Origin of the sequence: Streptomyces sp. NPDC007991 (assembly GCF_042958445.1) — a bacterium.
Classification (GTDB): domain Bacteria; phylum Actinomycetota; class Actinomycetes; order Streptomycetales; family Streptomycetaceae; genus Streptomyces.
In genome coordinates this window covers 118,282-144,241 of record NZ_JBIBJD010000009.1, presented here as the reverse complement: position 1 = coordinate 144,241, position 25,960 = coordinate 118,282, and the positions used below count along the sequence as shown (strand labels likewise).

The window sequence follows — 25,960 nt, the reverse complement described above, 5'->3', positions numbered from 1 at the left end:
CGTCCGTAAGCCCGGTTACCGAAAGGGAAAAGACATGGCCGAGCTCAACGTACTGATCTCGTTCGACGCGGCCACGATCGTCGAACGCAACCCCAACGCGTCCCGCAACCCCGACGCGCCCACGCAGGTCGACCCGCGCCTGATCTACATGACCACCCGCCAGGACCACATCATCGGCACGTCGGGCGCCGAGCTGAACCTGCGCGCCGAGCCCGGGGACAGCGTCAAGTGGCGTGAGACGACCCTGTCGCTCGGCAGCGAATTCAAGGCGCTGCTCTACCGGTACGTGAGCAGCGACAGCCGGTACCAGCTCATCAAGCCGCCGGAGATCGAAGTGGTGAGCGGCATCTACCCGCTGCCGAAGGAGGGCACCGAGGGCAGGCCGGAGTTCGACACCCAGCGCTACCAGGACCACTACTGGCGCACGACCGTCAAACAGCCCGGCAAGGTCGTCTACCACTTCTTCTTCCAGATCCTGGACCGCCACCGCCAGTTGAAGGGGTACTTCCAGTGGGATCCCTTCATCACGATCGAGGACGCCTGACAGCGAGGCATCGTCGTCGGACGGTAGTGCGACGATCCCCGGGTGAATGATCTCCTCATCCGCCCGGCCACCGAGGCCGATCTGCCCACCCTCGTCCGGCTCCGCGACGACGCCGCCCGCTGGATGCTCGCCCGCGGCATCACCGGGCAGTGGCGGCCCGGGGAGCTGGACGAGGAGCACTTCCGCCAGGTCATGGCACACGGCGAGGTCTGGCTCGCGGAGGCCGGCGGGGCCTGGGAGCTGTGGTGGGAGGACGTGGCCGCCTGGGGGCCGCAGCCGCCCGTGGCGGGGTACGTGCACCGGCTCATGGTGGACCGGAGCATCGCCCCGCCCGGGACCGGACGGCGGCTGCTGGAGGCCGCGGAGCGCCGGGTGGCCGAGGCCGGGCGGACCCGGGTCCGCCTGGACTGCCTTGCGGGCAACGCACCGCTCAACGCCTACTACCGGGGCGCCGGTTACCGCGTCGTCGGCCTCAAGGAGGGCAAACCGCAGCAGGGCGGGGCGCCCAAGTCGTTCACGCTGATGGAGAAGGAGCTGCCCAACCCCGCGGCCGGCCGGCCGCGGCGGTTAGGGTGAATCGCGTGGAGCTCCTGCACCTGCGCTATTTCGTCGCCGTCGCCCAAGAACTGAACTTCTCCACCGCGGCCCGCAAACTGCACATGGCGGCCTCCCCGTTGAGCCGGCGGATCAAGGATCTCGAGAACGAACTCGGACACCGGCTGTTCGACCGCGACACCCACCATGTGCGGCTCACCCCGGCCGGCAGCGCGCTGCTGCCGATCGCGCGCGGGGTGCTGGACCAGGTCGACTCCATCCAGTGGCGGCTGGACGAGACGACCCGGCCGCGGCGGACCACCCTGCTGCTCGGTGTCCCCAGCGGCATCCATCCGGACCTGCGCGAGCGGATGGCCGCCCTCGCCGAGCGGGTCAGTGACCGGTTCGAGATCAAACGCTGGCCGGGCGGCACCGAGCGCCTGGTCGACGCCGTGTGCGACGGCAGACTGGCGCTGACCCTGGCCCGGCTGCCGGTCGGCGGCGACCCGGCCCTGGAACAGCTGCCGGTGATGTCGGAGCGGCTCGGCGCGGTCGTGCCCAGGGACAGGTTCGCCGGGCGGGAGTCGGTCGCCCTGGCCGAGCTGTCCGGACTCGCCTACGCGGGATCGCCCACGGCCGTGACCAACGCGTATTTCCGCGGTCTCGACCAGCAGCTGGCCGAGCTCGGCATCAAGAAACGGATCGAAATCGGCAGCGCGACCTTCGACGGAGTTTCCGAGATAGTGTCCGGCGGCCTGGCGTTCTCCATTTCCATGCTGGACCCGCGAAGCCCCGTGCAGAATTACCGTCTCGACAATGTGACCGTCCTGCCCTTCTCGGATTTCCATCCCCGGCTGGAGACCGGTCTGCTCTGGCGCAAGGACCGGGCGCACGGCGGTGACCTGGAGGAAGTCGTCGCGGCCGCCCGCGAGATTTTCACCGAGCCGCTCCACGCCTGACACACTCGCATATTCGGAAAGCATTCACCAAAGGCGGTATGACCACTGCGGTCATACCGCCTTTCGCCCATTGGTCACTCCATTCGTTTCCGTTCCCCAGACCCCCCTTGCTAACTTAGTTTCCAGATACACACACATGACAAAGCAAGGAGTTGAGGGAAAAGCGATGACGGACATCACGGACACCGCCACCGGCCCCCTGGAAGGCATCCGCGTGATCGACCTGTCGACCGTGGTGATGGGCCCCTACGCGGCACAGATCCTCGGCGACCTGGGCGCCGACGTGATCAAGATCGAGTCGCCCGCCGACACCGTGCGCGTGGGCCACTACCGCACCACGCCGGGCATGACCCCGCTGAACCTCAACGTCAACCGCAACAAGCGCAGTGTCGCCCTCAACCTCAAGGACGACACCGACCGCGAGCGGGCTCTGAAGCTGATCGACACCGCGGACGTGCTGATCACCAACATGCGGCCGGGCGCACTGCACCGCCTCGGGATGTCCTACGACGACATCGCCGCCCGCAACCCGGGCCTCGTCTACGCGCACGCCCAGGGCTTCCGCAGCGACTCCGACCAGGCGGGCAACGCCGCCTACGACGAGACCGTGCAGGCCGCGTCCGGCCTGGTCGACATCGCCGACCGCGCGCTGGGCGAACCCGTCTACCTGCCGACCATCATCGGCGACAAGGTCTCCTCCCTGACCATCGCCTACAGCGTGCTCGCCGCCCTGCTGCACCGGAACAGGACCGGACAGGGACAGCTCGTCGAGATCCCGATGACCGACACCCTGATCGCCTTCAACCTGGTCGAGCACCTCGCGGGACACACCCACGTCCCCGAGACCGGCCCCACCGGCTTCGCCCTGTCGATGCTGAAGGGCCACAAGGCGGTGCGCACCAAGGACGGCCTGGCCTGCGTCATGCCGTACAACCCGCACAACTACCGGGACTTCTTCACCGCCGCCGGCCGCCCCGACCTCGCCGAGGACCCGCGCGTGAACGGCGACGCCATCGACAGCGCCGACCACGAGGACCTCGCCGCGCTCCTGGAGACCTGCGCCCCGGCCCTGACCACCGACGAGTGGGCGGAGGTGTGCGCCAAGCACAGCATCCCCATGGCCCCGGTGCTGGAACTGGACCGCGCCCACGAGGACCCGTACGTCCAGGGCGGCCACCTCCTCGACACCGTCGAGCACCCGACCGAGGGCACCGTCCGCACCATCGGCATCCCGCTGCGCTTCTCCGCCACGCCCGGCTCGATCCGCCGCCTGGCGCCGGTCGCCGGCCAGGACACCGAGGACGTCCTCGCCGAACTCGGCACCGCCGCCCGCTGACCGCCACAGGAGGACCGCCATGAGCACCCCCACCACCCCCGTCGTCCGCACCGAACGCATCGGCTCCACCCTGCTGATCACCCTCGACCGCCCCGAGGCCCGCAACGCCGTGAACGCCGCGGTCGCCACCGCCCTGACCGCCGCACTGGACGAACTGGAGGCCGACCCCGGGCTGCGGGCCGGCGTCCTGACCGGCGAGGGCGGCACGTTCAGCGCCGGCATGGACCTCAAGGCCGCGCTGCGCGGCGAGTCGCCCGAGATCGAAGGCCGCGGGTTCGGCGGACTGACCGAGGCCGAACCGGACAAGCCCCTGATCGCCGCCGTGGAGGGCCATGCCATGGGCGGCGGCTTCGAACTGGCCCTGGCCTGCGACCTGATCGTCGCGGCCGAGGACGCCCGCTTCGGACTGCCCGAGGTCAGGCGCGGGCTGATCGCCGCGGGCGGCGGCGTGATCCGGCTGCCCAAGCGCATCCCGCACCACCTGGCCATGGAACTCCTGCTGACCGGCGACCCCGTCGACGGCCGCCGCGCCGGCGAACTCGGCCTGGCGAGCCGGGTCACGGCCGGCGGCCAGGCCGTCGCCGAGGCGCTCCGGCTGGCCGAACGGCTCGCGCAGAACGCCCCGCTCGCGCTCGCGGCCGTCAAGCGCGTCGTCCGCGCCGCCGACGGAGCGCCCGACGCCGACGCCTTCGCCTTCCAGCGCGGGGAGATGAAGACCCTGATGGCCTCGGCGGACGTACGCGAGGGCATGACCGCCTTCGCCGAACGCCGCCCCGCGCGGTGGACGGGACGGTGAGCCGCCATGCACGCCGAGGACGTACGACAGCACCTCACCACCCCGCTCACCAGCCCGGCGTTCGCGCCGACGGTCCCGCGCTTCACCGACCGGGAGTACCTCAACGTCGTCTACCGCACCGACCCCGACGCGCTGCGGGCCGTCGTCCCCGAACCGCTGCGCATCGCTGAACCCCTGGTCCGGTTCGAGGTCATGAAGATGGGCGACGCCAGCGGCTACGGCCCCTACACGGAAGCCGGACAGGCGATCCCCGTCGGCTTCGAGGGCGAGCAGGGCGAGTACCTGCACGCCATGTACCTCGACAACTTCCCGGCGACCGCCTCCGGCCGCGAGGTCTCCGCCTACCCGAAGGTGCTCGGCTCCCCGTCGCTCACCGTCGACTCCGGCGCGCTCGTCGGCACCCTCGATCACGGCAGCGTGCGGGTCGCCACCGCGACCATGGGCTACAAGCACCACGAGCTGGACCGGCGCGAGGCCGAGGCGCAGATCACCGTGCCGACCTTCATGCTCAAGACGATTCCCGGCTACGACGGGCTGCCCCGGGTGCAGGAACTCGTCCGCACGCGCATCACCGACGTCACCGTCAAGGAGGCCTGGACCGGGCCCGCCCGGCTCCAGCTCTTCGCGCACGTGCTCGCCCCGCTGGCCGACCTGCCGGTGCTGGAGGTCGTCTCCGCCGGCCACATCCTCACCGACCTGACGCTGTCCGGCGTCGAGCCGGTCCACGACTACCTGAAGGGAGCCGCGTCATGACCCGCACCTTCCGTACGGCCGCGGTGATCGGCGCCGGGACCATCGGACTGTCCTGGACGGCGCTGTTCGCCGCGCACGGCCTGACCGTCCGGGTGAGCGACCCGCGACCGGACCTCGCCGAGGCCGTGGACGAGGCCCTCGCGCAGTCCGCCCCGCACCTGGCCGCCCGCGGCCTGGACGTGACGGACATCGCCGTCCGGGTGCACCTCACCACCGATGTCACCGAGGCCGTCCGGGACGCCGACGTCGTCCAGGAGAACGGCCCCGAGCGTGTCGAGTTCAAGCGGGACCTGTTCGCCGCCCTGGCCCGGGAGGCACCCGGCCACGCGCTGCTGCTCAGCTCCTCGTCGGCCATCCCCTCGACCGAGTTCACCAAGGACCTGGCGGACGACGCCGCCGCCCGCGTCCTGATCGGCCACCCCTTCAACCCGCCGCACCTCCTCCCGCTCGTCGAGGTCGTACCCGGCGAACGCACCGGCGAGGACGCCGTACGGGCCGCCGTCGACTTCTACACCTCCGTCGGCCGCACCCCGGTCGTCGAACGCAAGGAGATCCCCGGCTTCGTCGGGAACCGGCTGCAGAACGCCCTCAGCCGCGAGGCCGTGTACCTCGTCGAGCAGGGCGTGGTGACGCCCGAGGAACTCGACACGGTGATGACCCACTCGCTGGGCCCGCGCTGGGCCACGGTCGGGCCGTTCCTCGGCTCGCACCTGGGCGGCGGACCCGGCGGCTACCGGCACCTGGCCGAGCACATCGGCCCCTCGATGAAGCGCGTGTGGGCCGGCCTCGGCACCCCGTCGCAGAAGGAGGAGCAACAGCAACGGCTCATCGCGGCCGTGGAACAGGCCTACGGCTCCGCCCCGTACGCGGACCTCACCGCGACGCGCGACCGCAGGCAACTCGCCGTCCTGTCCGCCCTGGACAGCGCCGCCAAGGAGGAGAACTGAGATGACCACCAAGCTCGAAGACCAGCCGACCGCGGACTTCTACGCCTACGAAGCGCTGCTGCCGGACGAGGAGCGGGGGATCCTCCTCAAGGCCCGTTCCCTGATGCGCGACGAGATCAAGCCGCTGGTCAACGCCCACTGGGCCAAGGGCGAGTTCCCCCGGGAACTCGTCGGCATCTTCCGCGACAGCGGCCTGGCCGGCCTGCCCTACGAGGGCTACGGCGAGCACCGGCCCGCCGTCAGCAACCTGCTCAGCGGCATGCTGGCGATGGAACTGAGCCGCACCGACGCCTCGGTGGCCACCTTCTTCGGCGTCCACAACGGCCTCGCCATGTACTCCGTCCACTCCGGCGGCGACCAGGAGCAGCGCGACCGCTGGCTCCCGGAGATGGCCGCGATGGACAAGATCGGTGCGTTCGCCATGACCGAGCCGCTCGGCGGCTCCGACGTCGCGGGCGGCATGCGCACCACGGCCAGGCGCGAGGGCGACACCTGGGTCCTCAACGGCGCCAAGAAGTGGATCGGCAACGCGACCTTCGCCGACTACGTCGTGGTGTGGGCGCGGGACGTCGACGACAACCACGTCAAGGGCTTCGTCGTGGAGAAGGGCACGCCCGGCTTCGAACCGGTGAAGATCGAAGGCAAGATCGCCTTCCGGATCGTGGAAAACGCCGAGATCACCCTCACCGACGTCCGGGTGCCGGAGGCGAACCGCCTGCGGAACATCAACTCCTTCCGCGACGTCGCCGAGATCCTGCGCGCCACGCGCGGCGGGGTGGCCTGGCAGGCGCTGGGCGTCATGACCGGCGCCTACGAACTGGCCCTCGACTACGCGCGAGAGCGGCGGCAGTTCGGCCGTCCGATCGGCGGTTTCCAGCTCGTGCAGGACCTGCTGGTCAGGAGCCTGGGCAACATCACCGCGTCGTGGGGCATGCTGGTGCAGCTCGCCCGGTTGCAGGACGCCGGTGTCTTCCGCGACGAACACTCCTCCCTGGCCAAGGCGTTCGTCACCGCGCGGATGCGGGAGGTCGTGGCCTGGAGCCGGGAGATCTTCGGCGGCAACGGCATCCTCCTGGACCACGACATCGCCCGCTTCTTCGCCGACGCCGAGGCGATCTACTCCTTCGAGGGCACGCGCGAGATGAACACCCTGATCGTCGGCAAGGCGATCACGGGCGAGAGCGCGTTCGTGTGACGCGGACCAGCCGGGTCCTCCACGAAGCAACCCCAGGTCTTGGACCTGGGGTTTCGTCGTGCTCGGCGGCGTCGTCCCGGCTGTCCGGTTCGAGCGTTTCCCCTCAACAGGCGGGAGTGGGACCCTGACGAGCACTCTCGGGAAAGGAAGCGCCGGCATGATCGAGTGGAGGCCGCTGGGCACCATCGAGTGGAGGCCGCTGGGCACCGGGGCCAGGCCCGTTCCGAGGCCCGTGGCGACACCGCTGGTGTGGGCCGGGGCGTTCGGCGGCGCACTGGTGCTGGTGGCCGTCCTCAACACCGTGGTGGGGACCGGCCGTCCAGGACCGGCTCTGCTCGCGCTGTCCCTGCTGGCCGCGGTGCTCGGCCTGTGCGCGCGCTTCACGGCGGCCCCCGGCACGGCCGCCCTGTGCTGGCTGTTCCTCAACGGCTTCGCCATCCCGCCCGCGGGCACCCTCACATGGGCCGGCCCCCGCGACACGACATGGCTGGCCTGCCTGCTCACCGCCACGCTCGCCGGCACGTCCCTGGCCCGCGTCGCCCACGCCCGGGCCGCGTACCGCCGCCTGGCGCCCGGGCGCGCCCGGCAGGACGCCGGGCGGGGCGGTGGACCGTACGGCTCCTGACCGTCCGGTCCGCCGCCCGCCCCTGCTCCGCGTTACGGCTCACCCCACCGGCTGCCGCCACCACGCGGCCGACGCGTCGCGCAGAGTGTTGGTGCCGCAGTGCACCTCGCCCATGCCGAGGTGGTACGTGTACCAGTCGTCGATGTACGACACCTTCAGACCGGCCTGCCGGTACGCGGCGTTGACGGCCTCCGTGAAGATGTCCTTGCCGCCGATGACGGGCCCCCACTGGCGCGGGGCGAGGTAGCGGTCGCGCCCCAGGAGCACGCCGTTGACCGCTCCGGGAACGTACGCGCTGGTCATGACGGTCGCCGCAGCCGACGGTGCCGCCGCACGCGAGCCGGCCGGATGCTCGGCGAGCCACTTCTGCTGCCCGTGGTTCTCCAGGGAGTCGACGAGGCCGGACCCGGCACCCATGCGCGTCAGACGCGGCACGGGAATCCCGTCGCCGCCGCCCGTCATCACCTCCGACTCGCGGGTGTACAGCGCGGGCACCCGCACGATCTCCCCGTCGGTGATCCCCGTCTCCCGCTTGAGGATCTCCAGGTTGGCCGCGATGCGCCGTGCGGCCATCTCGTTGTCGGCCACCAGATGCTTGGACGCGAGCGCCTGGTCGATGGTCTCCCTGGGCGCCGGGCTGTCGCTGCGGCCCGGGACGGAGAACATCTTCGTCCTGCCGTGGCCGTCGCGCTTGGCGTCGCGCAGCAGCCGCAGCCCCGCCTGCGGGTCGGCGACACCCATGCGCCAGCCGCGCGGGGTGTCGGCGGGCAGGAACTGCACGAACTCGTCGACGTGCCCCACGCCCAGCCAGGAGGTGTCCAGCAGCAGCGGGTCCTGCAACCCCTGCGACCTGAGCATCGTCCGCATCACCTTGGACGGCCGCGCCCCGCTGTCCTTGCGCTCGCCCATGATGATCCGCCCGGCCGGGAAGGAGCGCCCGCCGTGCGCGTAGGGCGGGATGGTCTCCAGGTTCCCCATGGAGTTGAGCGACCAGTCGTCGGGCTCGGCCGGGTCGTTCACCTGCACCACCCCGATGTCCCGGCCGCGCACCTTCTCGAACAGCTCCCGGCCCGCGTCCCGGTCCGGCTGGGCGGACCGCAGCATCACGCGCATCACGTGCCGCCGGCCGCCCGGCCCGGTCATGCTGACGTAGGCCGGTTCGACGAAGTCCTGGGCCCAGGGGTCGGCGTACTTCTTGAATGTGACCAGCGGCTTGCCGATCCCGGCGTTCTTGACCTCCTTCGCGAGCTCGGTGACGAACTTCCGCTGAAGACGGCCGTACGATCCCTCACCTTGGACCTCGGTCACCATCACCTGCTGGGTGTCCTGGAGGTGATGGTGGGTCAGCAGCGGGGCGACGCGCAGGGTCACGGCGTCGGAGGTGGAGTTCTGCCCGGACGTCACCGTCAGCCGGACCACCGCACGGCCGTCCCACTTCGCGCTGTCCCGGACGACATCGGTGCCCTCGACACCGAACTCCACACCGGCACGCAACTCGGCGGCGGACAGCCGGGTCTTGGACGTCACCAGGACCCACTTCCCGGAACGCTTGACGAAGAGACGCGCGTGCTTGCCACCCGTGGTGACCTTCAGACTGCCCTTGGCGTCCTTGCCCAGGTCCGGCATCGGCACGGAACGGACCCGCGCGAGGTCGGCGGCGTCCGCGCTGCCGTTGACCTTGGTGTCCGAGCCGTCGTTGCACGCGGCCAGCTTGGCGTCGGACAGCGGTTTGCCACCGGGCCCGGTGACCGGACACCGCTTGGCGTCGTCATCGATGTTGGGCAGATACACAGCTCCACGCTCGACGGACCAACTGTCCTCACCGGCCTTGTCGCTGCCGCCCGTGACATCGACCCGTCCGTCGCGGTTCACATCGGCCCGCAGATCGGCAGGCCCGCCCGCATCGGCGGCGACGGCCGGCCCCGCCAGCACGGTTCCCGCGGCGGCGAGAGCCAGGACGACGGACCCGGCCGGGTACAGGCGCGAAGGTCTACGTGTACGTATACGCGTACGTGAACGCACAGCATGTTCCTCTCGGTTGGGGGGTTTCGCGGTGCAAGAGGAGGAACGGGGGCTGTGCGTTCCCTGTGCGGCGGGAGTTACTCCACTGCCGGCCGGGTGGGTCCGGGCGCCGAGCGGAAGGTCCGGCGGTAGGTGTCCGGGGGCACGCCGACCGTGCGGTTGAAGTGCCGGCGCAGCGTGGTGGCGGTGCCCATGCCGGTGGCCGTGGCGATGGTGCCGACCGGGTCGTCGGTGGTCTCCAGCAACTCCTGGGCGCGGCGGATGCGTTGGGTCAACAGCCATTGCAGCGGAGTCGTGCCGGTCACCGCCCTGAAATGGCGGCCCAGTTGGCGCGAACTCATCCCCGCCCGCCTGGCCAGGTCCTCCACGGTGAGCGTCTGGCCGAGACGCTCGATCGCCCAGGGCAGCAGCGCGGCGAGCGGATGGTCGTCCCGGGACGGCACCGGGACGGCGACGAACTGGGCCTGGCCACCGGCCCGGTGCGGCGGCACGACCAGGCGGCGTGCCACGGCATTGGCGACGGACGAGCCGTGGTCGAGACGAACCAGATGCAGACACAGGTCCATCGCTGCGGCCTTGCCGGCCGAGGTCAGCACACTGCCGTTGTCCACGTAGAGCACGTCCGGATCGACCTCCACCCGCGGGTAGCGGGCGGCCAGCGCGCCGGTGTGCGCCCAGTGCGTGGTCGCGTGCCTGCCGTCCAGCAGGCCGGCGGCGGCCAGGACGAACGCGCCCGTGCACAGGGACGCCACCCGCGCACCCGCCTCATGGGCCGCACGCACGGCACCGACGAGCTCGGCAGGCGGCTCCACGTCGGTGTCCGCCCAGCCGGGCACGATCACGGTGTCCGCGTCCCGGAGCCGTTCGAGCCCCTGGTCGGGCTCCAGCCGGAACCGCCCGACCCGCACGGCGTCCACCCCGCAGACCCGGAAGTCGTACCAGGGCACGTCCACACCCGCCGGAGCCGACCCGAACACCTCACAGGCCAGGGACAGTTCGAAGTGCAGCATCCCGTCGGTGACGGCGAGCGCGACAGTACTCATGTCCGGAACTGTACGGGGCGCGTCGTTCCAGACACTCACGCTGGGCGGTCCACGCCGCCCAGGATGTCCGTGACAGCTCGCAGCGAACCGAATGACGTGAGCACTCGACGGGGGAGAACCCATGGGAACGGGAACGGCGCAGACGGTGACGGTGTACGGCGCGTACGGCCACACGGGACGCTTCGTGGTGGCTGAACTGCGCGATCGCGGGTTCGTTCCGATCCTCGCCGGCCGCGACGCGGGCAAACTGCGCACGCTCGCGGCATCCGCCCCCGGCCTCGAAGTCCGCCCGGCCTCCGTCGACGACCCCGCCTCGCTCGACCGCGCCCTGGCCGACGCGGACGCCGTGATCAACTGCGCCGGGCCCTTCGCCCTGACGGCCGCGCCCGTGATCGAGGCGGCCCTGCGCGCCGGAATCCCGTACGTGGACGTGGCCGCCGAGATCGAGGCCAATGTCGATACGTTCACGCACTTCGCGGACCGCGCCCGGGCGGCGGGAGCGGTGATCGTCCCCGCGATGGCCTTCTACGGCGGCCTGGGCGACCTGCTGACCACGGCCGCGATGGGCGACTGGACGACGGCCGACGAAGCGACCATCGCGTACGGACTGAGCAGTTGGCACCCCACCCCCGGGACACGCACCGCGGGCACGGTCTCCCGGGAGCGGCGGGCCGGCCGCCGCGTCCGCTTCACGAGCGGCCGGCTGGAGTACCACGACACCGTGCCGACCCTCCTGAAGTGGCCCTTCCCCGCCCCCATGGGCACCAGGCAGGTCATCGGGGAGTTCACGATGGCCGACGTGGTCACCATCCCCAGCCACCTCGACATCCCCGAGGTACGCACCCACATGACGACCGACGCGGCCGGCGACCTCTCCTCCCCGGACACACCGGCCCCGACCGCGACCGACGAGACCGGCCGCTCCGACCAGACCTTCACCGTCGAAGCCGTCGTCCGCTCCGGCGACACGGAACGCCGCGCCGTGGCAACGGGCCAGGACATCTACGCCGTCACCGCACCGCTGGCGGTGGAGGCGACCGACCGCATCCTCACGGGCCGCACCCACGCGGTGGGCGTTGTCTCCGCGGGCCACATCTTCGACGCGGCCGACTTCCTCTGGGCGCTGGCTCCACACATCACCGTCGAACCACCGGTAGGCGTGCGCCCAACACTCAGAACGAGATGACGAGGCGGACGGACGGCTTGTCGATCCGGTACCCACTGGCCAGCTTCTCGTCGGGTGTACCGCCCGGGTAGGCGGTGATCGACGGTGACTGGGTTCGGACGGGGTCCCACTCCCGCACTTGCGCACAGAACCGCTCGGCCAGGTCCTGGCCTGCGGGTCCGTATCCTGCCGCGCCCAGCCGGTACCGCTTGCTTCCCTGGGTCTCCACGGGTTCGAGGACCAGGTAGGCCAGGGACTGATCCTCGACCAGGGCGGGTGTCAGGGCGGGGATGGCCGGGCGGTGCATGCCTCCTGGGGTGGACAAGGCCTCGGGGCGGACGGTGATGCGGCAGGTGGCGGGGTCGGTTGCGCTCAGGCGGAGCCAGATCCCGTCGAGCGGTTCGTCCGGTCCGACCGTGACGTTGGTCCACAGAACGTGTTCCTTCGTCTCGGCAAGGCTTTCGCGGAGGCTCAGCGGTTGGATGTGCTGGTCGGCATCCCAGTAGAGCTTGATCGAGCGATCCGGTTCGACGTAGCCCTCCCGCTCGCCCCCCTGTCCGATCATGGGGAGGAAGCCGCAGGTGGCAATGGACTCCGAGCGGAGCCTGTCGGCTTCACGGATGAAGGCGACGCTGCGGGTCAAGCCGCGCCAGCGCAGCGGGAGGACGAGTCGGCCGCCGATCGTGAGCTGGTCCCACCATCCCTCGGGGAGGTCCCAGATGCCGACGGTGGCGATGATCCGGTCGAAAGGGCCGTTCTCCGGTGCGCCGAGCTCGGCGTTGCGGGCGAGGACCTGGACGTCGCTGAATCCGGTGTCGGCGAGTCGCTGCCGGGCGTGGGCGGCGACGTCACTGTGGATGTCGAGGGTGGTGACGCGACCGGTGGGGCCTGCCAGGTAGCGCATAAGGGCGGCGTTGTAGCCGGTGCCCGCTCCGGCTTCGAGGATGTTGTCGCCCGGCTGGATGTTGAGCTGGGCGAGCATGAAGAACACGACGTCGGGCTGAGAAGCGCAGCTCAGTGGAAGGGCGTCGGGGTCGGGGTTGTCCTTGATCGTGACGGCCTGGTTGGCGTAGGCCTCGTCCAGAGATGCGCCCGGGATGAATTCGTGGCGGGGCACGATGCGCATCGCTTCCTCGACCCGGGCGTCGTCAAGGCCGGCGATGCTCGTCTTGACGATCTCGTCGACCAGGCGGTTTCGCATGTCCTGAGGTGTGCTCGTGTCGTTCATGGAGTTCCTTCCGCGAGGTCAGCCGCTCAACAGCAGGCATAGGTCCCAACTGGTTTCTGGCATGGCGGTATTGCGGTCGAGTTGAGTCAGAAGCAGCCCTGATGTGCCTTCCATGAGGCTCGGGTTGCCCGGCATTTGGTGATGTTCCAGATACGCGTCGAGTCGCGCCTGCACAGTGGGGAGGAGCTCCGTGAGGGAGCCACCCCGCTCGTCCTGAGCAGCGCGTCGGGCGGTCTGCTCAAGCCCGGCCCATCCGTGGCAGAGGGAGGCGTCCTTGAGTAACGCGAGCTGGCGTTCGTTGGTGATGCACCCGGCCAACGCCTGCTCCGCCCGGTCCTGCAGTTCGGTGTCGCCGAGGGCAAGCCCGGCGAGCTGCTGGGCTCGCGCGATTCCAGGGAGCCCGCAGCACCATGAGGGCCGTGCGAGCTCCGTTCGATCCGTTCGACCGCGGCGGAGTTCTGATCGGCCGATCCACTCGGGCCACCATGAGTTCTCAGGCGGTCCGGTCCGCCATTGATCGAGCCATTGGCAGAGGCGGGCGATGGCGGACTCCTGACGGCGGACGCGTACACCTCTGAGAGCGGCTGTCGACAAGAAGGCGAGAGGCCCGGCGATGCCGTGGGCCATCCCGAAGTCGCTGTGGCCTTCGGGGTGGGGTGGTGTCCGTGTGTCTACGCTGCTTGCACACCACCATCCGGGCAGCCCCTCGCGTCCTGCGGTGATCGGCTCGGCGAGCCGGACGAGGTAGGTGAGGATGTCGCGAACGTCGGCCCAGTTTCCACAGCGCAGGTGGTAGACGCCCAGGCCAGTGAGTCCGTTGATGAGGTCGAACTCGCTCTTGTCAGCGATTTCCTGCCGGTCGATGCGGGCATGGGCTCGCCGAAGCCGCTCGGCACTCAACCGCCGGACGTGGGCGTCGAGCTCAATGAGTCTCGCCCCGGCCGCTGGCGTGTCTACGAAGGCGAGCACATAGGCGACGGCCGGGGCCCCCTCGTAGAGGTTGGCGGTATCGGCGGCCATGATCGGGCCGCTGAGCATGGCCGTGGCCCACGGCCGCATCGTCTCCCCGCCGCCGGCACCCGCATAGGCCCTGTTCGCGTGCATCAGCGTGACCCCAGCGGCGCCGTAGTACAGCGACTGTCCCCAGCCGGGAGATGCATCGGTGTGGCGGTTCATCAGATGGCTGCCCCCGGCCAGGCGAGACAGGCGAGGGCCGCCTGGCGGGCGATGCGACGGCAGGCCCTCTCGTCGTGGCGGTCGACTCCCCGTAGGCGGTTGTGGTGCATGTGCAGTAGTGACTCCAGGATTCCGTTCATGTCCATGCCGTCGAGACGCTCGCCGTACAGTGCGAGAGCCTCTGCGCGGCTGTGCCAGGCGGCGGCGAGTTCCGCATCCCAGCCGCGGGCAGCGGGCGTTCCCGACCGGGCCAGTTCGACCGCTTGATCACTCACCGAGCGCTCGGCAGCGGAGGCCTGCACCGGACGCTCGGCGAGCCAGCGCAGCCCCTCGTTGGGCCCGAGGAGACCGCGGGCGATATCCACCATGCCCGTGGCCACGAGTGCCTGGCCTTCCACTTCCGACGTCCCGGCATCTCTGAGGGCATGCACGACGAACTGCGAGTCGGCGACGAACACGGTCTCGGCGTCGAGCATCGCTTGGCCGGTTCCATATCGGCCGACCTCCGGTGAGTACGTGTTGAGGCTAAGGTCACTGATCAACCCAGCGCGGCGCAGGACTGTGCCCCAGGAGCCGACGGCCGCCGTGTAACAGCTGCGTTGGCTCGGTCTCCTGATTCGGATCCGCATCCGGATGTGATCCGGACGGTGAGGGCTGCGGTAGCGCACAAACCACCACCTCGGTGTGTGGGGCAGTTGGCCGGCGAGGACCGCAAGGTGGTTGGCGATCAGGTCATCGTGCTGATCCGGGTGCGTGTAGAACCAAACGCTCAGCCACAGCGCGCTGGGCGAGGACGGGAACTGTCCGAACATTCGGTTCCGCTGGACGGGCAGAAGCCCACGGAGCGGGTTGGGAGAGGCCGGGCGAGTGCTGAGCAGGGGCAGGGCCACCTCGTGGACGCGACCGCCCAGCCAGCCGAAGCCTTCCTCCGGCGGCGCTTCAGTGAGGACGGCGTGTCCATTGCGGTCGAGGTGTTCACGCAAGATGGCCGCGTGTGCGGGTACGTCGAGTTGAAGGCGCAGAGCGCGGTCGTCATCGCGCAGCTCGACGGTGTCCTGGCACTGCCACGTCTTGCGCCAGGCAGCAAGCGCCTCCTCCCAGTGCTCAGCGTCTGTCCCCCTGGGCGGCAGAGCGTCAGCGGGCAGGTACCAGCGGGCGGGCGACAGGGTGGCCTTGTCGTAGCGCACCCGCGGCAGGAACGGCAGCCGCTCGGCGAGCGGGCCCCAGCCGAACCCGGTCCATGCAGGGCCGAAGGCCCGGGTCAGGTGAGCCAGGAAGCGGGCCAGCGGTGGCGGCTGCTTGTCCAGCGCCATGGCGTGGAAGACCTGCGGATCGACGACCGTGCGCCGCGAGATGCTGACCAAGTACAGGCGGCTCGAGGTGGCGGTAACGGCCAGGTCATCGATGTCGATCAGGTCCGTGCCTTTGGTGTCGTCGACGAGGCGGTGTTCTCCGAGCGAGATCACGTACGGCAGGTACGCCGGAATGCGGGACACGTTCTCGGTGTGCGCATACAGGCCCGGGAAGGACAGTTGAGCAGTGATGGCTCCCTCGACGCCGGGAGGAACCTGCCGGTAGACCTTCTCAAGTCCTGACCCAGTGGCAACCGGAGTGAACCGTGAGGTGAGCGTCCCCGCGCTGCGGGCCGGCGTGACCGCGACGGTGAACTCGCCGCGCTCCAGCGCCGCAACACTTTCGGAGTGGATGCGTGCGCACATCTCCACATGGGGCGGCGCCTCCCGCTCCGTAGGCCGCTCCTCTGCGACCTGATCGATGAGCGTGTCCGTCAGCATGATTTCGCGGCTGCCCGTAAAGCTCGCCTGCCAGGCCAGGGCCAGCAGCCGCTCGTCCCGCTCGGACACCGCGTCTTTCGGCGCCAGCATGCGGCTGCCGGGGTACTCAGCGGGATAGCCGAGCCCGCCCACGGGATCGACGACGTCCTTGACGGGCACCAGCGTGCCCGTGCCGTACCGCTCCCAGAACGCGGCGTGGTACTCCAGCCACACGCCTTGTCCGGCTGGTCGTCGCGTGAGGCGCAGCAGAACGTCGGCCGCCTGCTCCATCTGCCGGACGACGCAGCCAGGAATCTGCACATCGGCGTCCACGACCAGGTCGACGGCGACGGGGCTGCGCGCGGCGTCGGAGAGCTTCCGGCACTGCCGTGCGGCCGCCTCTCGGAAAATCTCCTGTAGGCCTGCGGGCGCGTCGTTGTGCTCGCGCACGGCGCGTCGAACCGCCTCCAGGCCGTGGAGGATGACCGCCGCTGATTCGATGCTGGTGGCATCGGCGGCATGCAGTTGTGCGATGAGGTGGCCGAGCGGGTCGGTCTCGGTCATCGGTGCTCGCAAACTGCTGATGAGGAACTTCTGCTGCAGCAGGGAGGAGAGGACGGCACGCATGCGATTGGTGTCGGTGCCTGGAAAGGCATCCTCCATCGCGGTGATGAGGGCGGTGAAGGAGAGCGGGCGCGCAGCACTGGCCTCGATCGCACGTACGGCAGGGGTCCGCCTGATCGCGGCTCCGCTCGGACCGCCGTGCTGGACGTGCAGGCGACTGCCTCGTTGCATCGCCAGGCTGTTGAGCACAACGTTGAGCCGGTCCAACAGGTCCGGGATGGCCTCGAGATCGTTGATCACATCCTCGAGCCATTCGGTGTCGGGACGGATCACGGCACGGTGGGCGTCCCCCCACTGCGCCCGAGGTGTCCGGCCGATCGCGGCGGCAGCAACTCCGGCGAAGAGACCGAATGGTGTGGGGCGCCCGGTGGCGCGCAGGACGTAGGAGACGGTGGCCAGGTACGCGCGGCGCACTTGCCGGGGGCGTACGGAGTTGCCGTCGCAGATCGTGTTCAGCCGGGCGGCCAGTGAGTCGCTCGCCTGCGCTATGGCCTCGGCGAACTCCGGCCGCTGTCCGATCTCTCGCAGCCACATGCGGGCCGCTTCAGTGTCGTCCGGGTCAGGCCACGACGACGGTGACTTGCTCAGCGGTACTGCGGCGGCCCGCAGCAGCGCCGTGCCTGTGCGTTGGTAGACCTTCACGTTGCTTCCCACGAGTCGCCCCTCAGTCGGTGGGAACCGGGTGGGCCGGGGAAGAGGATCTTCCCCGGCCCTGTTCAGCGGTTGTTCGTCACACAGCGCTGGCACAGGAGGAGGCACAGGACGCCTTGCAGCCGTCGCCGGTGCCGCATGCCTGCGGGAGCTGCTCGGACCCGATCTCGGTGACGACCGTCAGGCCGATGTCGAACGGGTCGGAGACGGTCGGCGCGTCAGCCTGCTTGGTCTGGCCCTGCTCGGTCAGGAGAACAGCGGGTGCAGTCACGGTGTGTCCCTTCAGTTGCTGATCGGCTGTGTTGCTCTTGGCCGGATGGCCGGTTGTGCGACCCCTCTCCGGCACTGACCTGCGTGGGGGTCAGCGATTCGGGTGCTGGCCGGGGAGGGGAGTTGGAAGGGGCCTCATTGGAGAGGCTTGTGAGAGCGGCGTCCACTTCTTGGGAGGGGAGCCCGTCCAGCGTGAATGCCGACCGACGGCATTACGCGCACTCGTCCGCCGGTAGGGGGAGGGCGCACCACGTCTCGGCCCCGTCGGCACGGGTACCCCAGGTGCCGCCCCGCTCCTTGGCCAGCAGGTCGACCAACCAGAGGCCGCGTCCCGATTCTGAGTCGTCGCCTGGGTCCGTGAGCACGGCGCAGCCGGGCATCCCGTCGATGACGGTGATGTGGAGGCAACCGTCCCGGACCGCGAGCTTCAGCATGATGTGCGTGGCGCCGCTGTGCAGCACAGCGTTCGTCAGGAACTCGCTGGAGATGAGTGAGACGTCGCCGGCCAATGCCCCGAGGCCCCAGTGGTTGAGCTTGGCTGTGGCGATCCGGCGTAAGTGACCGACCCATGCGGCGTCCTCGGGGCGGGGCGGGTTGTCACCTTGGCGGGGCGCAATCGCGATCCGCTCGTTCATCACGTCCCCGCCGCGGCGGAGGACCGCACTCGGCGTCCGTACGGCTGTCGTCGTCATAGCGTCCTCGGGAGAGAGAAAGAACCAACAGTGAGGGCGAACAGCACATTTCGGGGCTGTCCGTTCGCTGGCGTGCCATCAGATAACCGCCGTAGGGGCACGGGTGGGGATGCCGTATTGGCCAGACGTTGCTCGCAAGCCACCTGCCGTTTTGGCCGTCTCTTTACGCAACGCTGCGGCACTGACCCATAGCGTTCTGTCATGACGGGGACGCGGAACGAAGCGTTTGCAGCGTGGCTGCGTGACCATCGGATGACGGTGGGAGAGCTGACCTCCCTGGTCAACTCGGCAATCGGTGACCTGACAGGACGGTACGGGACGGTCCACGACCGGCATATCTTCAAGTTGCTGAGCGGGGAGCACAGATCCCCCAACGGCCTGTTGAGAGAGGCGCTTCAGCGGGTGACGGACCGAACCGCCGCAGAGTTAGGCTTCGTTCTCCGGGGGAGAACAGACTCACGGCTCTCCCCAACACCCGAGGACGACCCTGTGTACCGACGCGCATTCCTGGCAGCGGCCACAGCCGCCGGCGCTTCACTGACCGCGCCTTCCGCCGCGCAACGCCGACTTGGATCTGCCGATGTGGACCGGATGAACGCGAAACTCGCGGCCGTCGTCAGCATGGACAACAAATACGGGGGAACCGAGGAACTCCAGCAGCACGCGGCCGCACTCGCCCGGGAGACGGTGAGCCTGCAGAACGCCCACATGGCATCCAGCCGCATCCGGTCAGAGCTGTACGGAGTCGCGGCAGCGTTCACCGCGAGCGCCATGTGGGCCGCCATCGACGGCAGGCGTCTCGCCCAGGCCGAGCCGTATCTGAACCAGGCCGTCACTCTCGCCGGCCTGGCCAACAACCGCCACGTGCTCTATCGCGTGTGGGGCCACGCCGGAATCATGTACCGACACCTCGGCCGCCCCGCCGACGCCGTCGCCGCAGGTGAAGCAGCACGGGCCACCCCCATCACCCGCAGCGATCCGCTGTACGCGTCCCTGGCACTGGCAAGACTCGCGACATTCCAGGCCGACATGGGGGACGACCGCAGCGCCCTGCGTGTGATTGGTATGGCGCAAACCAGCTTTGACCGTGCCGACCACACGAAGCACCGTCCACCATGGATGGACTTCTTCGACCAGGCTGAGCTGGACAGCCTGGCCACCTTCGCCTACTTGCGGCTCGGAAGGTGGGAACGAGCCGAGCGTCACGCACACCGTTGTCTCGCCGGGCTGCGGCCCGATCTCGAGCGCAACCGTGCTCTGACCTACGCCAACCTCGCTCTTGCCCAGCTCGGCCAGGGCGACATCGAGCCGGCCGTCGCCTCGGCGCAGACTGTCCCGGCCAAGATGGCCGGCCACGGCCGCGTGCACATGCTCCTGAACGAATTCACCTCCCGCCTCACTGCCGTGGCGCCACGCAGTTCCGAGACCACCGCGTGGCTCGAGCATCGGAGGGCAGCCGCATGAACGGCACGACCTACCGTCGCACCACAGACGTATCCGAAGTACGCGAGCTCATCCTCGACATCCACGTAGAAGTGCGAGGAGAGTTCGGACTGATGGAGCGACCGTTCTACCACCGTGATCGGTTCGACGAGCGACTGACGGCCTACTCCTCACGCCCCGGCTGGGAGGCCGTCATCGGGTACCACGGTGAGGAACCGATCGGCTACGTGTTCGCCGTGCCGCTCAGTGAGGCCACCGCGTGGTGGTCTGCGGAGAAGGAACCGCTTCCCGACGAGTACGTGAGGGAGGACGGCGCCAGGACCCTGGCGCTCAACGAGATTCTCGTCCGACGGCCATGGCGAGGCGCTCACGGCAAGGGCACCGCCCGCGCGCTGCACGAGGAGCTGCTCTCACAGCGCCACGAGCAACGTGTCACCTTGCTGGTCAACCCGTCGCTCTCCGACGGACGCCTCAAGGCCGTGTACGAGTCCTGGGGCTACAAGCAGATCGGAAGCCAGCAGCCTTTCGCGGACTCTCCCGTGTTCGCCACGATGATGCGGGATCCCCTGCACCTGTAGGCGCATGCGTGCCGGGCCTACCCGAGACAGGGCGCAGGCCGGTTCTCCAGGAAGTCGTCGAGCCGGAGGCGCTGTGTGAGGTGCATGGGCAGGGCATCCAAGTCCGCAGGGGCGACGAAGCGGACCTCGATGGACTCGTCGGACGTCGGTGACCACTGCCCTCCGCGTCACCACCCCGTCGACAGCAGATGGTTGAGCAGCAACGCCAGCACCACCTGCCCCGTGAGCCACGCTCGCGGATGGGGCAGCAGCGCGCAGGACGGGAGGAGCCACACCGCGAAGGGCAGCCAGATGCGTTCCGTCTCCGCCTTGCTCATGCCGGACAGGTCGGCGATCAGCAGGGCGAGCAGCGCGGCGGACACGAGGAACGCGAGGCGGGTCGAGGCGGCCCGGGCGGGGGTGGCAGTGCGGACGTGGAGCAGCGCCGTGCCCGTGCGGCGCAGGCCCGCTGCCGTCGCCAGGCCCGTGATGAGCACCGTGCAGGCCAGGTTGGCCCACACCCAGTAGCCGTAGGGGCGGATGCCGCCCGCGCCCTGGTGGTAGCGCGTCACCAGCAGGCGGTACGCCTCCCACCAGTCGAACCCGGCGAGCGTGAACGCCGCCGGGACCACGGCCAGTCCGGCGAGGAGCGGGACCAGGAGGGCGGGGCGTTCGCGGACCCCGTGCCGGCCCAGCACCAGGACCGCCGCCGCGATCAGCGCGACGAGTGTGAGGCCGTAGGAGAGGTAGCAGGTCAGGCCGAACAACAACCCGGACGCCCCCGCCCACCACAGGGACCGCGCCGTGACCGCCAGGGCCAGCAGTGCCACCGCCCATGCCGCCACCGCCGCGAAGTACGCGTCGGCCGACGTGCCCATCCACACCGCCGCCGGGGCCAGGACGAGGAAGGGGGCCGCCCTGCGGGCGAGGGTCTCGTCGGCCAGGAGACGGAGCGTGACCAGTACGGCGACGCAGGCCGTCGCCCCGACGGTGATGCACCACATGCCCGCCCAGCCGCCGCCCCGCAGGCCGATCCGGTCGAGCAGGACGAAGGTGAGCGTGGCCGCGGGCGGATGGCCGGCGATGTGGGCGGGCCAGTTGTCGGGAGAGTCGAGGAGGATGTGGTGGGTGAAGTCCCGTAGCGCTGCGGGGATGTCGTCGAAGCGGTCGATGACCCGGAGGTACTCGTAGCGGGTGGTGAGCCGGTGCGCGATGCCCCGGTCCCAGCCGTCGATCAGGGCCAGGGAGAAGATCCACGTCGTGGCCGCGCCCCAGGTCACAGGGAGCAGGGTCCGCCAGGGGAGCCGGGCCGCGAGGGTGGGGCCGTACGCCACGGTGGTGATCGCCAGGAGGACGGCCGCCGGGGTGCCGGGGCCCAGGTGGGGGCCCCAGGACGCCAGCAGCGGCGGCCAGTCGACGAACAGGGTGCGGCTGGTGTCCTGGATGTGGCGGCCGACCAGGACGGCGGCCGTCACGAGCAGCACGGCGGCCCCGGCGGCGTACAGGTCACGGCGCCGGTCCCGGCGCGGGTCCGGGCGCGGGTCCGGGCTCGCGTCCGGGCTCGGGTCACGGCGTAGGGCAGGGCGGAGGGAGCGGGTCACAGCCGGAACGCTAGGCCGACGGGGCGGGCGCGGGCCGCCGTCCGGGCCGGACGTCAGCGTTTCGTCATGGGTTGCGCACCCCTTGCCGGGGTGATCCCGGCCTACCGTCAGGACATGCGCGACCCCGACGCCCCACGATCCCCCTTTTCGCCCGGCTTCTGGCGCAGCCCCCTGCGCGGCCCCTGGCTCACCTCCGTGCTGGGCCTCGTCCTGCTCGCCGGCATCACCGTGCTGTTCGTGACGGGCCTGGTCTCGTACGCCGCCTACAACCCGGACCTGTCGCCGGTGAACGACAAGACCCCGGACAAGGGCATCCTCGGCTTCTACCTCTTCGACTGGCCGACGAACCCGCACTGGCTCTACCGGCTCAACCAGGGCGTCCACGTCACCCTCGGCATCACCCTGATCCCCGTCCTGCTCGCCAAGCTGTGGTCCGTGGTGCCGAGGCTGTTCGCGCTGCCGCCGGCGCGCTCGCTCGCGCACGCCCTGGAGCGGATCTCGCTGTTGCTGCTGGTCGGCGGTGGGCTGTTCGAGTTCGTGACCGGTGTGCTCAACGTCCAGCTCGACTACGTCTTCCCCGGCTCCTTCTACCCGCTGCACTTCTACGGGGCGTGGGTGTTCTTCGCCGCCTTCGTCGCCCACGCGCTGCTGAAGATGCCCACGGCGCTGCGCAACCTACGGCACCTTCGGGAGGAGAAGAACGACCTCGTGTCGCCGCGCCCCGCCGAGCCGACCGTCTCCCGCCGGGGTGCCCTGTGGTTCGTCGGAGGCGGCTCGCTGCTGCTGTTCGCGACGACGGTCGGGCAGAACGTCGACGGTCTGCGGCGCACCGCCCTCCTCGCACCGCACGGCGGCGGTGATCCCGGCAGCGGACCGAACGGCTTCCAGATCAACAAGACCGCCGCCTACGCCGGGATCGACCCGGCCGAGACGGGCGAGGAGGCGTGGCGGCTCGTCGTCACCGGGCCTACGGGCACCGTCCGGCTCAGCCGCGCCCAGTTGGCCCGACTCCCCCTGCACAGCGCGGCGTTGCCCATCGCCTGCGTGGAGGGCTGGTCGACGTCGGACCAGTGGTGGCGGGGGGTGCGGCTGCGCGATCTCGCGGCCCTCGTCGGCTACGACGCCGACGACCCGCCGGACGTGTTCGTCGAGTCCCTCCAGCGGCACGGCGCCTTCCGCAGCGCCGCCCTGCGCGCCAACCAGGTGGCCGATCCGCGTTCCCTGCTCGCCCTGTACGTCAACGGCGAGGAGCTGTCCCCCGACCACGGCCACCCGGCGCGGATCATCGTGCCCGCGGCACCCGGTGTGCTGAACACCAAGTGGGTGGCCCGGATGACCTTCGGAGACCTGTGATGCGCCGACCGCCACCGATGCGCCGCCCGCGCCTCATGCAACGCCCGCCGCACACGCGCCGCCCCCGGCTGACGCGCCCCCCGCTGCTCCCCCTCGGAAGCCCCTTCCAACTGCTCCTGCTCGCCTGCTCCTTCGCGCTCGCCGCCTACGCGGGCGTCCGGCTGCTCGCCGGTGACTGGTTCGGCGTGGCGCTGTGGTTCGTGGGCGCGGCGCTGCTGCACGACCTCGTGCTGCTGCCGTTGTACGCGGCCCTGGACCGGGCGGTCGTACGAGGGCTCGGCGCGGTCCGGCGCCGGGAGTGGGTGCCGTACGCGCGCGTACCGGCGGCCCTCTCCGGGCTGCTGCTCCTCGTGTGGTTCCCGCTGGTCAGCGGCATGGTGGAGCGGCGCTACCGGTCCGCCACCGGGCTGCCGCCGGACGTGTTCCTCGCCCGCTGGCTGCTGATCACCGCCGTCCTCTTCGGCGGCTCGGCGCTGCTGCTGGCGGTGCGGCTGCTGCGGGTGCGCAGGGCCGCGAAGCGGCGGCCGTCGGCCGTCCACTGACCGGCGCGCGTCCACCCCCGGGCGTACCGGAGCAGGGCGGGCGTGCCGAGCCGCGCCCAGGGGAAGGGGTCGCCGCTGCCGTGTGCGTCCGTGCCGCCGACGACCCGGACCTGGGCGCGTTCGTCCACGTCCACCGGAGCGGTCTCGGCGATCAACAGGCCGCCGGGGCGCAGCAGCCCGGCCACCCGGTCCAGCAGGGCGCCCGGGTCGCCGCCGATGCCGATGTTGCCGTCCAGGAGCAGGACGGTGTCCCAGCGGCCCTCGCCGGGCAGCGGCTCGAACACCGAGCGCCGCAGCGCCTGGCCCCCCATCCGTACGGTGTGGTCGACGGCGGCGGCGCTGACGTCGATGCCGAGGACGGCCCGGCCCCGGGCGGCGAGTTCCGCCACCAGCCGCCCGGGCCCGCATCCCACGTCCAGCACGGTCCCCTCGCACCGGTCCAGCACGCCCCGGTCCACCGCGTCGGCCCGCGCACACCAGCGCTCCACCTCCAGCGGCAGCAGCCAGCCGTCGGCCCGCCGCAGGAACAGCGGCCCGCGACCGGCGCGCAGGGCGGCGGCGTAGGGGTCGGCGGCCGCCCAGGCGACGGCGGTGACGGGCGGGGCGCTCATCGGGGCCCGGCCGGGCGGGAGGCCGCTGCCAGGGCAGGCCGGGAGCCGGTGACGGGGCGGGACGCCGGTCCGGCTTCCCCACCGGCCCGGCCGCTCCCCGCACAGCGGACCAGCCGCCCCGCGAACCGCCCGTGGGGGGCCAGCGCGGCGACGGCGTGGGCGTCGGCCGCCGTGTCGACGTCGCGCAGGCGGGGCAGGTCGCGCACCCGCAGGCCCGCCGCGACGAGCCGGTCCCGCTGGACGGCTCCCGTCACGGCGGTCGACATGGGCACGCCCCGCAGCAGGGCGGGGTCGGGGCGGGCCAGGCCGAGGGCCCAGAAGCCGCCGTCCTCGGCCGGGCCGAACCAGGCGTCGCAGCCGGTGAAGTCCACGGTGAGCAGCTCCGGCGTCACCTGCGGCGTGTCCATGCCGATGAGCAGGGCCGGTCCGGAGCAGCGTGCGAAGGCGTCCGCCAGCCGCTCGTCGAGCCCGCCCCCGCACTGCGGTACGACGTCGAAGCCGGGCGGCAGCCAGGGCCCGGGCTCCCCGTCGAGGACGAGGACCCTGCGGCCGGCCGGGGCCGCCGCGACCGCGTCCAGGGTGTCGGCGAGGGACGCCTCGGCGAGGGACGCGGCCTGACGGGGCGTGAACGGCGGGGTGAGCCGGGTCTTGACCCGGCCGGGGCGCGGCTCCTTGGCGATGACGAGGAGGGTGGTCGGGAGCAGGGTGGTCACCGCAGGCTCCCTTCCACGGCCGGAGTCCCGCCGGGCGCCTCGCCCAGCACCCGGCTCATGTCGCGTACGGCCTGCCAGGTGCCGCGCCAGGTGCCCGTCACCTTCGAGGCCCCGGTGCGCGGCAGATACGGCACGTCGTGCTCGGTGATCCGCCAGCCGGCGTCGGCCGCGCGCACCACCATCTGGAGCGGATAGCCGCTGCGCCGGTCGGTGAGGGAGAGGTCGAGCAGCGGCTCGCGGCGGGCGGCGCGCAGGGGGCCGAGGTCGTGCAGCCGCAGCCCGGTGCGGCGGCGCAGCATCCGCGCGAGCGCGAGATTCCCGGCCCGGGCGTGTGCGGGCCACGCGCCCCGCCCCTGCGGACGTCGCCGCCCGAGGACCAGATCGGCCCCGCCGTCGCGCACCTCGGTCACGAAGGGGACGAGGAGGGACGGGTCGAGGGAGGCGTCGCAGTCGCAGAAGCACACCACGTCGGCGGTGGCGGCCGTCAGCCCGGCGTGGCAGGCCGCGCCGAAGCCCCGGCGCGGCTCGGGCACGACCGTCGCGCCGAACGCGCGGGCGATCCGGGCCGAGTCGTCGGTGGAACCGTTGTCGACGACGAGTGCGCGCCAGCCCGGCGGGATCCGTTCGAGCACCCAGGGCAGGGCCTCGGCCTCGTTCAGGCAGGGCAGCACCACGTCGACGTCCGAAGGAGTCGTCGTCACGGTCTCACCCTACGAATGCGAAACGGGCATACCGGACTCCGGCTCCTTACGAAACGCGGACGTCGGCGCCCGGGGACGCGCCCGGACGGGGCGTCGGCGGCGGCCTG

Annotated in this window: 24 protein-coding genes; 13 read left to right on the top strand and 11 right to left on the bottom strand. The window is 70.8% G+C overall.

Annotated elements, in window-relative coordinates; all coding sequences use genetic code 11:
• The first annotated feature begins 34 nt into the window (after positions 1 to 34).
• From ACFZDA_RS26025 to ACFZDA_RS25985, 9 genes are all read left to right on the top strand, one after another.
• Positions 35 to 544, top strand: coding sequence for an AidA/PixA family protein (locus tag ACFZDA_RS26025; protein ID WP_391085975.1), 510 nt, complete (start codon positions 35 to 37; stop codon positions 542 to 544).
• 42 nt (positions 545 to 586) lie between these two features.
• Positions 587 to 1,120, top strand: a complete 534-nt coding sequence (locus ACFZDA_RS26020; RefSeq protein WP_391085973.1) for a GNAT family N-acetyltransferase — start codon at positions 587 to 589, stop codon at positions 1,118 to 1,120.
• Between the two features lie 5 nt (positions 1,121 to 1,125).
• Complete coding sequence (locus ACFZDA_RS26015) at positions 1,126 to 2,037, top strand: LysR family transcriptional regulator (RefSeq protein WP_391085971.1); 912 nt, start codon at positions 1,126 to 1,128, stop codon at positions 2,035 to 2,037.
• 166 nt (positions 2,038 to 2,203) lie between these two features.
• Positions 2,204 to 3,373, top strand: coding sequence for a CoA transferase (locus tag ACFZDA_RS26010; protein WP_391085969.1), 1,170 nt, complete (start codon positions 2,204 to 2,206; stop codon positions 3,371 to 3,373).
• 19 nt (positions 3,374 to 3,392) lie between these two features.
• Positions 3,393 to 4,169 carry a crotonase/enoyl-CoA hydratase family protein gene (locus ACFZDA_RS26005; protein WP_391085967.1) on the top strand — a complete coding sequence of 259 codons (777 nt, stop codon included), beginning with the start codon at positions 3,393 to 3,395 and terminating at the stop codon, positions 4,167 to 4,169.
• 6 nt (positions 4,170 to 4,175) lie between these two features.
• The gene (locus ACFZDA_RS26000) at positions 4,176 to 4,922 is read left to right on the top strand and encodes an acetoacetate decarboxylase (RefSeq protein WP_391085965.1); all 747 of its coding nucleotides are present in this window, start codon (positions 4,176 to 4,178) and stop codon (positions 4,920 to 4,922) included.
• Complete coding sequence (locus ACFZDA_RS25995; protein WP_391085963.1) at positions 4,919 to 5,869, top strand: 3-hydroxyacyl-CoA dehydrogenase NAD-binding domain-containing protein; 951 nt, start codon at positions 4,919 to 4,921, stop codon at positions 5,867 to 5,869. The genes ACFZDA_RS26000 and ACFZDA_RS25995 overlap by 4 nt, the downstream gene beginning before the upstream one ends.
• A 1-nt stretch (position 5,870) precedes the next feature.
• On the top strand, positions 5,871 to 7,064 hold the full coding sequence (locus ACFZDA_RS25990; RefSeq protein WP_391085961.1) for an acyl-CoA dehydrogenase family protein: 1,194 nt from the start codon (positions 5,871 to 5,873) through the stop codon (positions 7,062 to 7,064).
• A 157-nt stretch (positions 7,065 to 7,221) separates the two neighbouring features.
• Positions 7,222 to 7,689, top strand: coding sequence for a hypothetical protein (locus tag ACFZDA_RS25985; protein WP_391085959.1), 468 nt, complete (start codon positions 7,222 to 7,224; stop codon positions 7,687 to 7,689).
• Between the two features lie 39 nt (positions 7,690 to 7,728).
• Here ACFZDA_RS25985 and ACFZDA_RS25980 read toward each other — a convergent pair whose 3' ends face one another.
• Together ACFZDA_RS25980 and ACFZDA_RS25975 are read right to left on the bottom strand one after the other, a co-directional pair.
• A complete protein-coding gene (locus ACFZDA_RS25980) occupies positions 7,729 to 9,693 on the bottom strand; it encodes a protein-arginine deiminase family protein (RefSeq protein WP_391086500.1) in 1,965 nt (654 codons plus the stop codon).
• 95 nt (positions 9,694 to 9,788) lie between these two features.
• Positions 9,789 to 10,754 carry a helix-turn-helix domain-containing protein gene (locus tag ACFZDA_RS25975; RefSeq protein ID WP_391085958.1) on the bottom strand — a complete coding sequence of 322 codons (966 nt, stop codon included), beginning with the start codon at positions 10,752 to 10,754 and terminating at the stop codon, positions 9,789 to 9,791.
• A 121-nt stretch (positions 10,755 to 10,875) separates the two neighbouring features.
• Here ACFZDA_RS25975 and ACFZDA_RS25970 point away from each other — a divergent pair, with 121 nt between their 5' ends.
• Entirely contained in the window at positions 10,876 to 11,940 is a 1,065-nt protein-coding gene (locus ACFZDA_RS25970; RefSeq protein ID WP_391085956.1) for a saccharopine dehydrogenase NADP-binding domain-containing protein, read from the top strand.
• Here ACFZDA_RS25970 and fxlM read toward each other — a convergent pair.
• The 5 genes from fxlM to ACFZDA_RS25945 all read right to left on the bottom strand — a co-directional run bounded on the left by fxlM (position 11,927) and on the right by ACFZDA_RS25945 (position 18,332).
• Entirely contained in the window at positions 11,927 to 13,147 is a 1,221-nt protein-coding gene (fxlM, locus tag ACFZDA_RS25965) for a methyltransferase, FxLD system (protein WP_391085954.1), read from the bottom strand. The two genes, ACFZDA_RS25970 and fxlM, sit on opposite strands and share 14 nt — an antisense overlap.
• Positions 13,148 to 13,165: 18 nt before the next feature.
• Entirely contained in the window at positions 13,166 to 14,323 is a 1,158-nt protein-coding gene (locus ACFZDA_RS25960; RefSeq protein WP_391085952.1) for a lanthionine synthetase LanC family protein, read from the bottom strand.
• Positions 14,323 to 17,373, bottom strand: a complete 3,051-nt coding sequence (locus tag ACFZDA_RS25955) for a thiopeptide-type bacteriocin biosynthesis protein (RefSeq protein ID WP_391085950.1) — start codon at positions 17,371 to 17,373, stop codon at positions 14,323 to 14,325. The genes ACFZDA_RS25960 and ACFZDA_RS25955 overlap by 1 nt, the downstream gene beginning before the upstream one ends.
• A gap of 76 nt (positions 17,374 to 17,449) precedes the next feature.
• Entirely contained in the window at positions 17,450 to 17,641 is a 192-nt protein-coding gene (gene fxlA / locus ACFZDA_RS25950) for an FxLD family lanthipeptide (protein ID WP_391085948.1), read from the bottom strand.
• A gap of 211 nt (positions 17,642 to 17,852) precedes the next feature.
• Positions 17,853 to 18,332 (bottom strand): ATP-binding protein, encoded by a 480-nt coding sequence (locus ACFZDA_RS25945; protein ID WP_391085946.1) that lies wholly within the window; start codon positions 18,330 to 18,332, stop codon positions 17,853 to 17,855.
• A 201-nt stretch (positions 18,333 to 18,533) separates the two neighbouring features.
• Between ACFZDA_RS25945 and ACFZDA_RS25940 the strand changes: the two genes are divergently transcribed.
• Together ACFZDA_RS25940 and ACFZDA_RS25935 are read left to right on the top strand one after the other, a co-directional pair.
• A complete protein-coding gene (locus tag ACFZDA_RS25940; RefSeq protein ID WP_391085944.1) occupies positions 18,534 to 19,796 on the top strand; it encodes a Tat pathway signal protein in 1,263 nt (420 codons plus the stop codon).
• Between the two features lie 92 nt (positions 19,797 to 19,888).
• Positions 19,889 to 20,353: an N-acetyltransferase gene (locus tag ACFZDA_RS25935; protein WP_391085943.1), complete on the top strand. Its 465-nt coding sequence runs from the start codon at positions 19,889 to 19,891 to the stop codon at positions 20,351 to 20,353.
• 167 nt (positions 20,354 to 20,520) lie between these two features.
• Here the strand turns inward: ACFZDA_RS25935 and ACFZDA_RS25930 are convergent, their stop codons facing one another.
• Positions 20,521 to 21,816 carry a hypothetical protein gene (locus ACFZDA_RS25930; protein ID WP_391086498.1) on the bottom strand — a complete coding sequence of 432 codons (1,296 nt, stop codon included), beginning with the start codon at positions 21,814 to 21,816 and terminating at the stop codon, positions 20,521 to 20,523.
• 231 nt (positions 21,817 to 22,047) lie between these two features.
• Here ACFZDA_RS25930 and ACFZDA_RS25925 point away from each other — a divergent pair, with 231 nt between their 5' ends.
• Positions 22,048 to 23,286, top strand: coding sequence for a molybdopterin-dependent oxidoreductase (locus tag ACFZDA_RS25925; protein ID WP_391085941.1), 1,239 nt, complete (start codon positions 22,048 to 22,050; stop codon positions 23,284 to 23,286).
• A gap of 388 nt (positions 23,287 to 23,674) precedes the next feature.
• Here ACFZDA_RS25925 and ACFZDA_RS25920 read toward each other — a convergent pair whose 3' ends face one another.
• The 3 genes from ACFZDA_RS25920 to ACFZDA_RS25910 are packed head-to-tail and all read right to left on the bottom strand — an operon-like array spanning position 23,675 to position 25,853.
• On the bottom strand, positions 23,675 to 24,439 hold the full coding sequence (locus tag ACFZDA_RS25920; RefSeq protein WP_391085939.1) for a methyltransferase domain-containing protein: 765 nt from the start codon (positions 24,437 to 24,439) through the stop codon (positions 23,675 to 23,677).
• Entirely contained in the window at positions 24,436 to 25,152 is a 717-nt protein-coding gene (locus ACFZDA_RS25915) for a DUF2064 domain-containing protein (protein ID WP_391085937.1), read from the bottom strand. The genes ACFZDA_RS25920 and ACFZDA_RS25915 overlap by 4 nt, the downstream gene beginning before the upstream one ends.
• The gene (locus tag ACFZDA_RS25910) at positions 25,149 to 25,853 is read right to left on the bottom strand and encodes a glycosyltransferase (protein ID WP_391085934.1); all 705 of its coding nucleotides are present in this window, start codon (positions 25,851 to 25,853) and stop codon (positions 25,149 to 25,151) included. Before ACFZDA_RS25910 ends, ACFZDA_RS25915 begins: the two co-directional genes overlap by 4 nt.
• Positions 25,854 to 25,960 lie beyond the last annotated feature (107 nt).

Bases quoted from the DNA above. Each gene is read 5' to 3' on its own strand.
- ACFZDA_RS26025 (WP_391085975.1), top strand. From the start codon at position 35: ATGGCCGAGCTCAACGTACTGATCTCGTTCGACGCGGCCACGATCGTC.
- ACFZDA_RS26010 (WP_391085969.1), top strand. From the start codon at position 2,204: ATGACGGACATCACGGACACCGCCACCGGCCCCCTGGAAGGCATCCGC.
- ACFZDA_RS26005 (WP_391085967.1), top strand. From the start codon at position 3,393: ATGAGCACCCCCACCACCCCCGTCGTCCGCACCGAACGCATCGGCTCC.
- ACFZDA_RS26000 (WP_391085965.1), top strand. From the start codon at position 4,176: ATGCACGCCGAGGACGTACGACAGCACCTCACCACCCCGCTCACCAGC.
- ACFZDA_RS25995 (WP_391085963.1), top strand. From the start codon at position 4,919: ATGACCCGCACCTTCCGTACGGCCGCGGTGATCGGCGCCGGGACCATC.
- ACFZDA_RS25990 (WP_391085961.1), top strand. From the start codon at position 5,871: ATGACCACCAAGCTCGAAGACCAGCCGACCGCGGACTTCTACGCCTAC.
- ACFZDA_RS25985 (WP_391085959.1), top strand. From the start codon at position 7,222: ATGATCGAGTGGAGGCCGCTGGGCACCATCGAGTGGAGGCCGCTGGGC.
- ACFZDA_RS25975 (WP_391085958.1), bottom strand. From the start codon at position 10,754: ATGAGTACTGTCGCGCTCGCCGTCACCGACGGGATGCTGCACTTCGAA.
- ACFZDA_RS25970 (WP_391085956.1), top strand. From the start codon at position 10,876: ATGGGAACGGGAACGGCGCAGACGGTGACGGTGTACGGCGCGTACGGC.
- fxlM (WP_391085954.1), bottom strand. From the start codon at position 13,147: ATGAACGACACGAGCACACCTCAGGACATGCGAAACCGCCTGGTCGAC.
- ACFZDA_RS25960 (WP_391085952.1), bottom strand. From the start codon at position 14,323: ATGAACCGCCACACCGATGCATCTCCCGGCTGGGGACAGTCGCTGTAC.
- ACFZDA_RS25945 (WP_391085946.1), bottom strand. From the start codon at position 18,332: ATGACGACGACAGCCGTACGGACGCCGAGTGCGGTCCTCCGCCGCGGC.
- ACFZDA_RS25940 (WP_391085944.1), top strand. From the start codon at position 18,534: ATGACGGGGACGCGGAACGAAGCGTTTGCAGCGTGGCTGCGTGACCAT.
- ACFZDA_RS25935 (WP_391085943.1), top strand. From the start codon at position 19,889: ATGGAGCGACCGTTCTACCACCGTGATCGGTTCGACGAGCGACTGACG.
- ACFZDA_RS25925 (WP_391085941.1), top strand. From the start codon at position 22,048: ATGCGCGACCCCGACGCCCCACGATCCCCCTTTTCGCCCGGCTTCTGG.
- ACFZDA_RS25920 (WP_391085939.1), bottom strand. From the start codon at position 24,439: ATGAGCGCCCCGCCCGTCACCGCCGTCGCCTGGGCGGCCGCCGACCCC.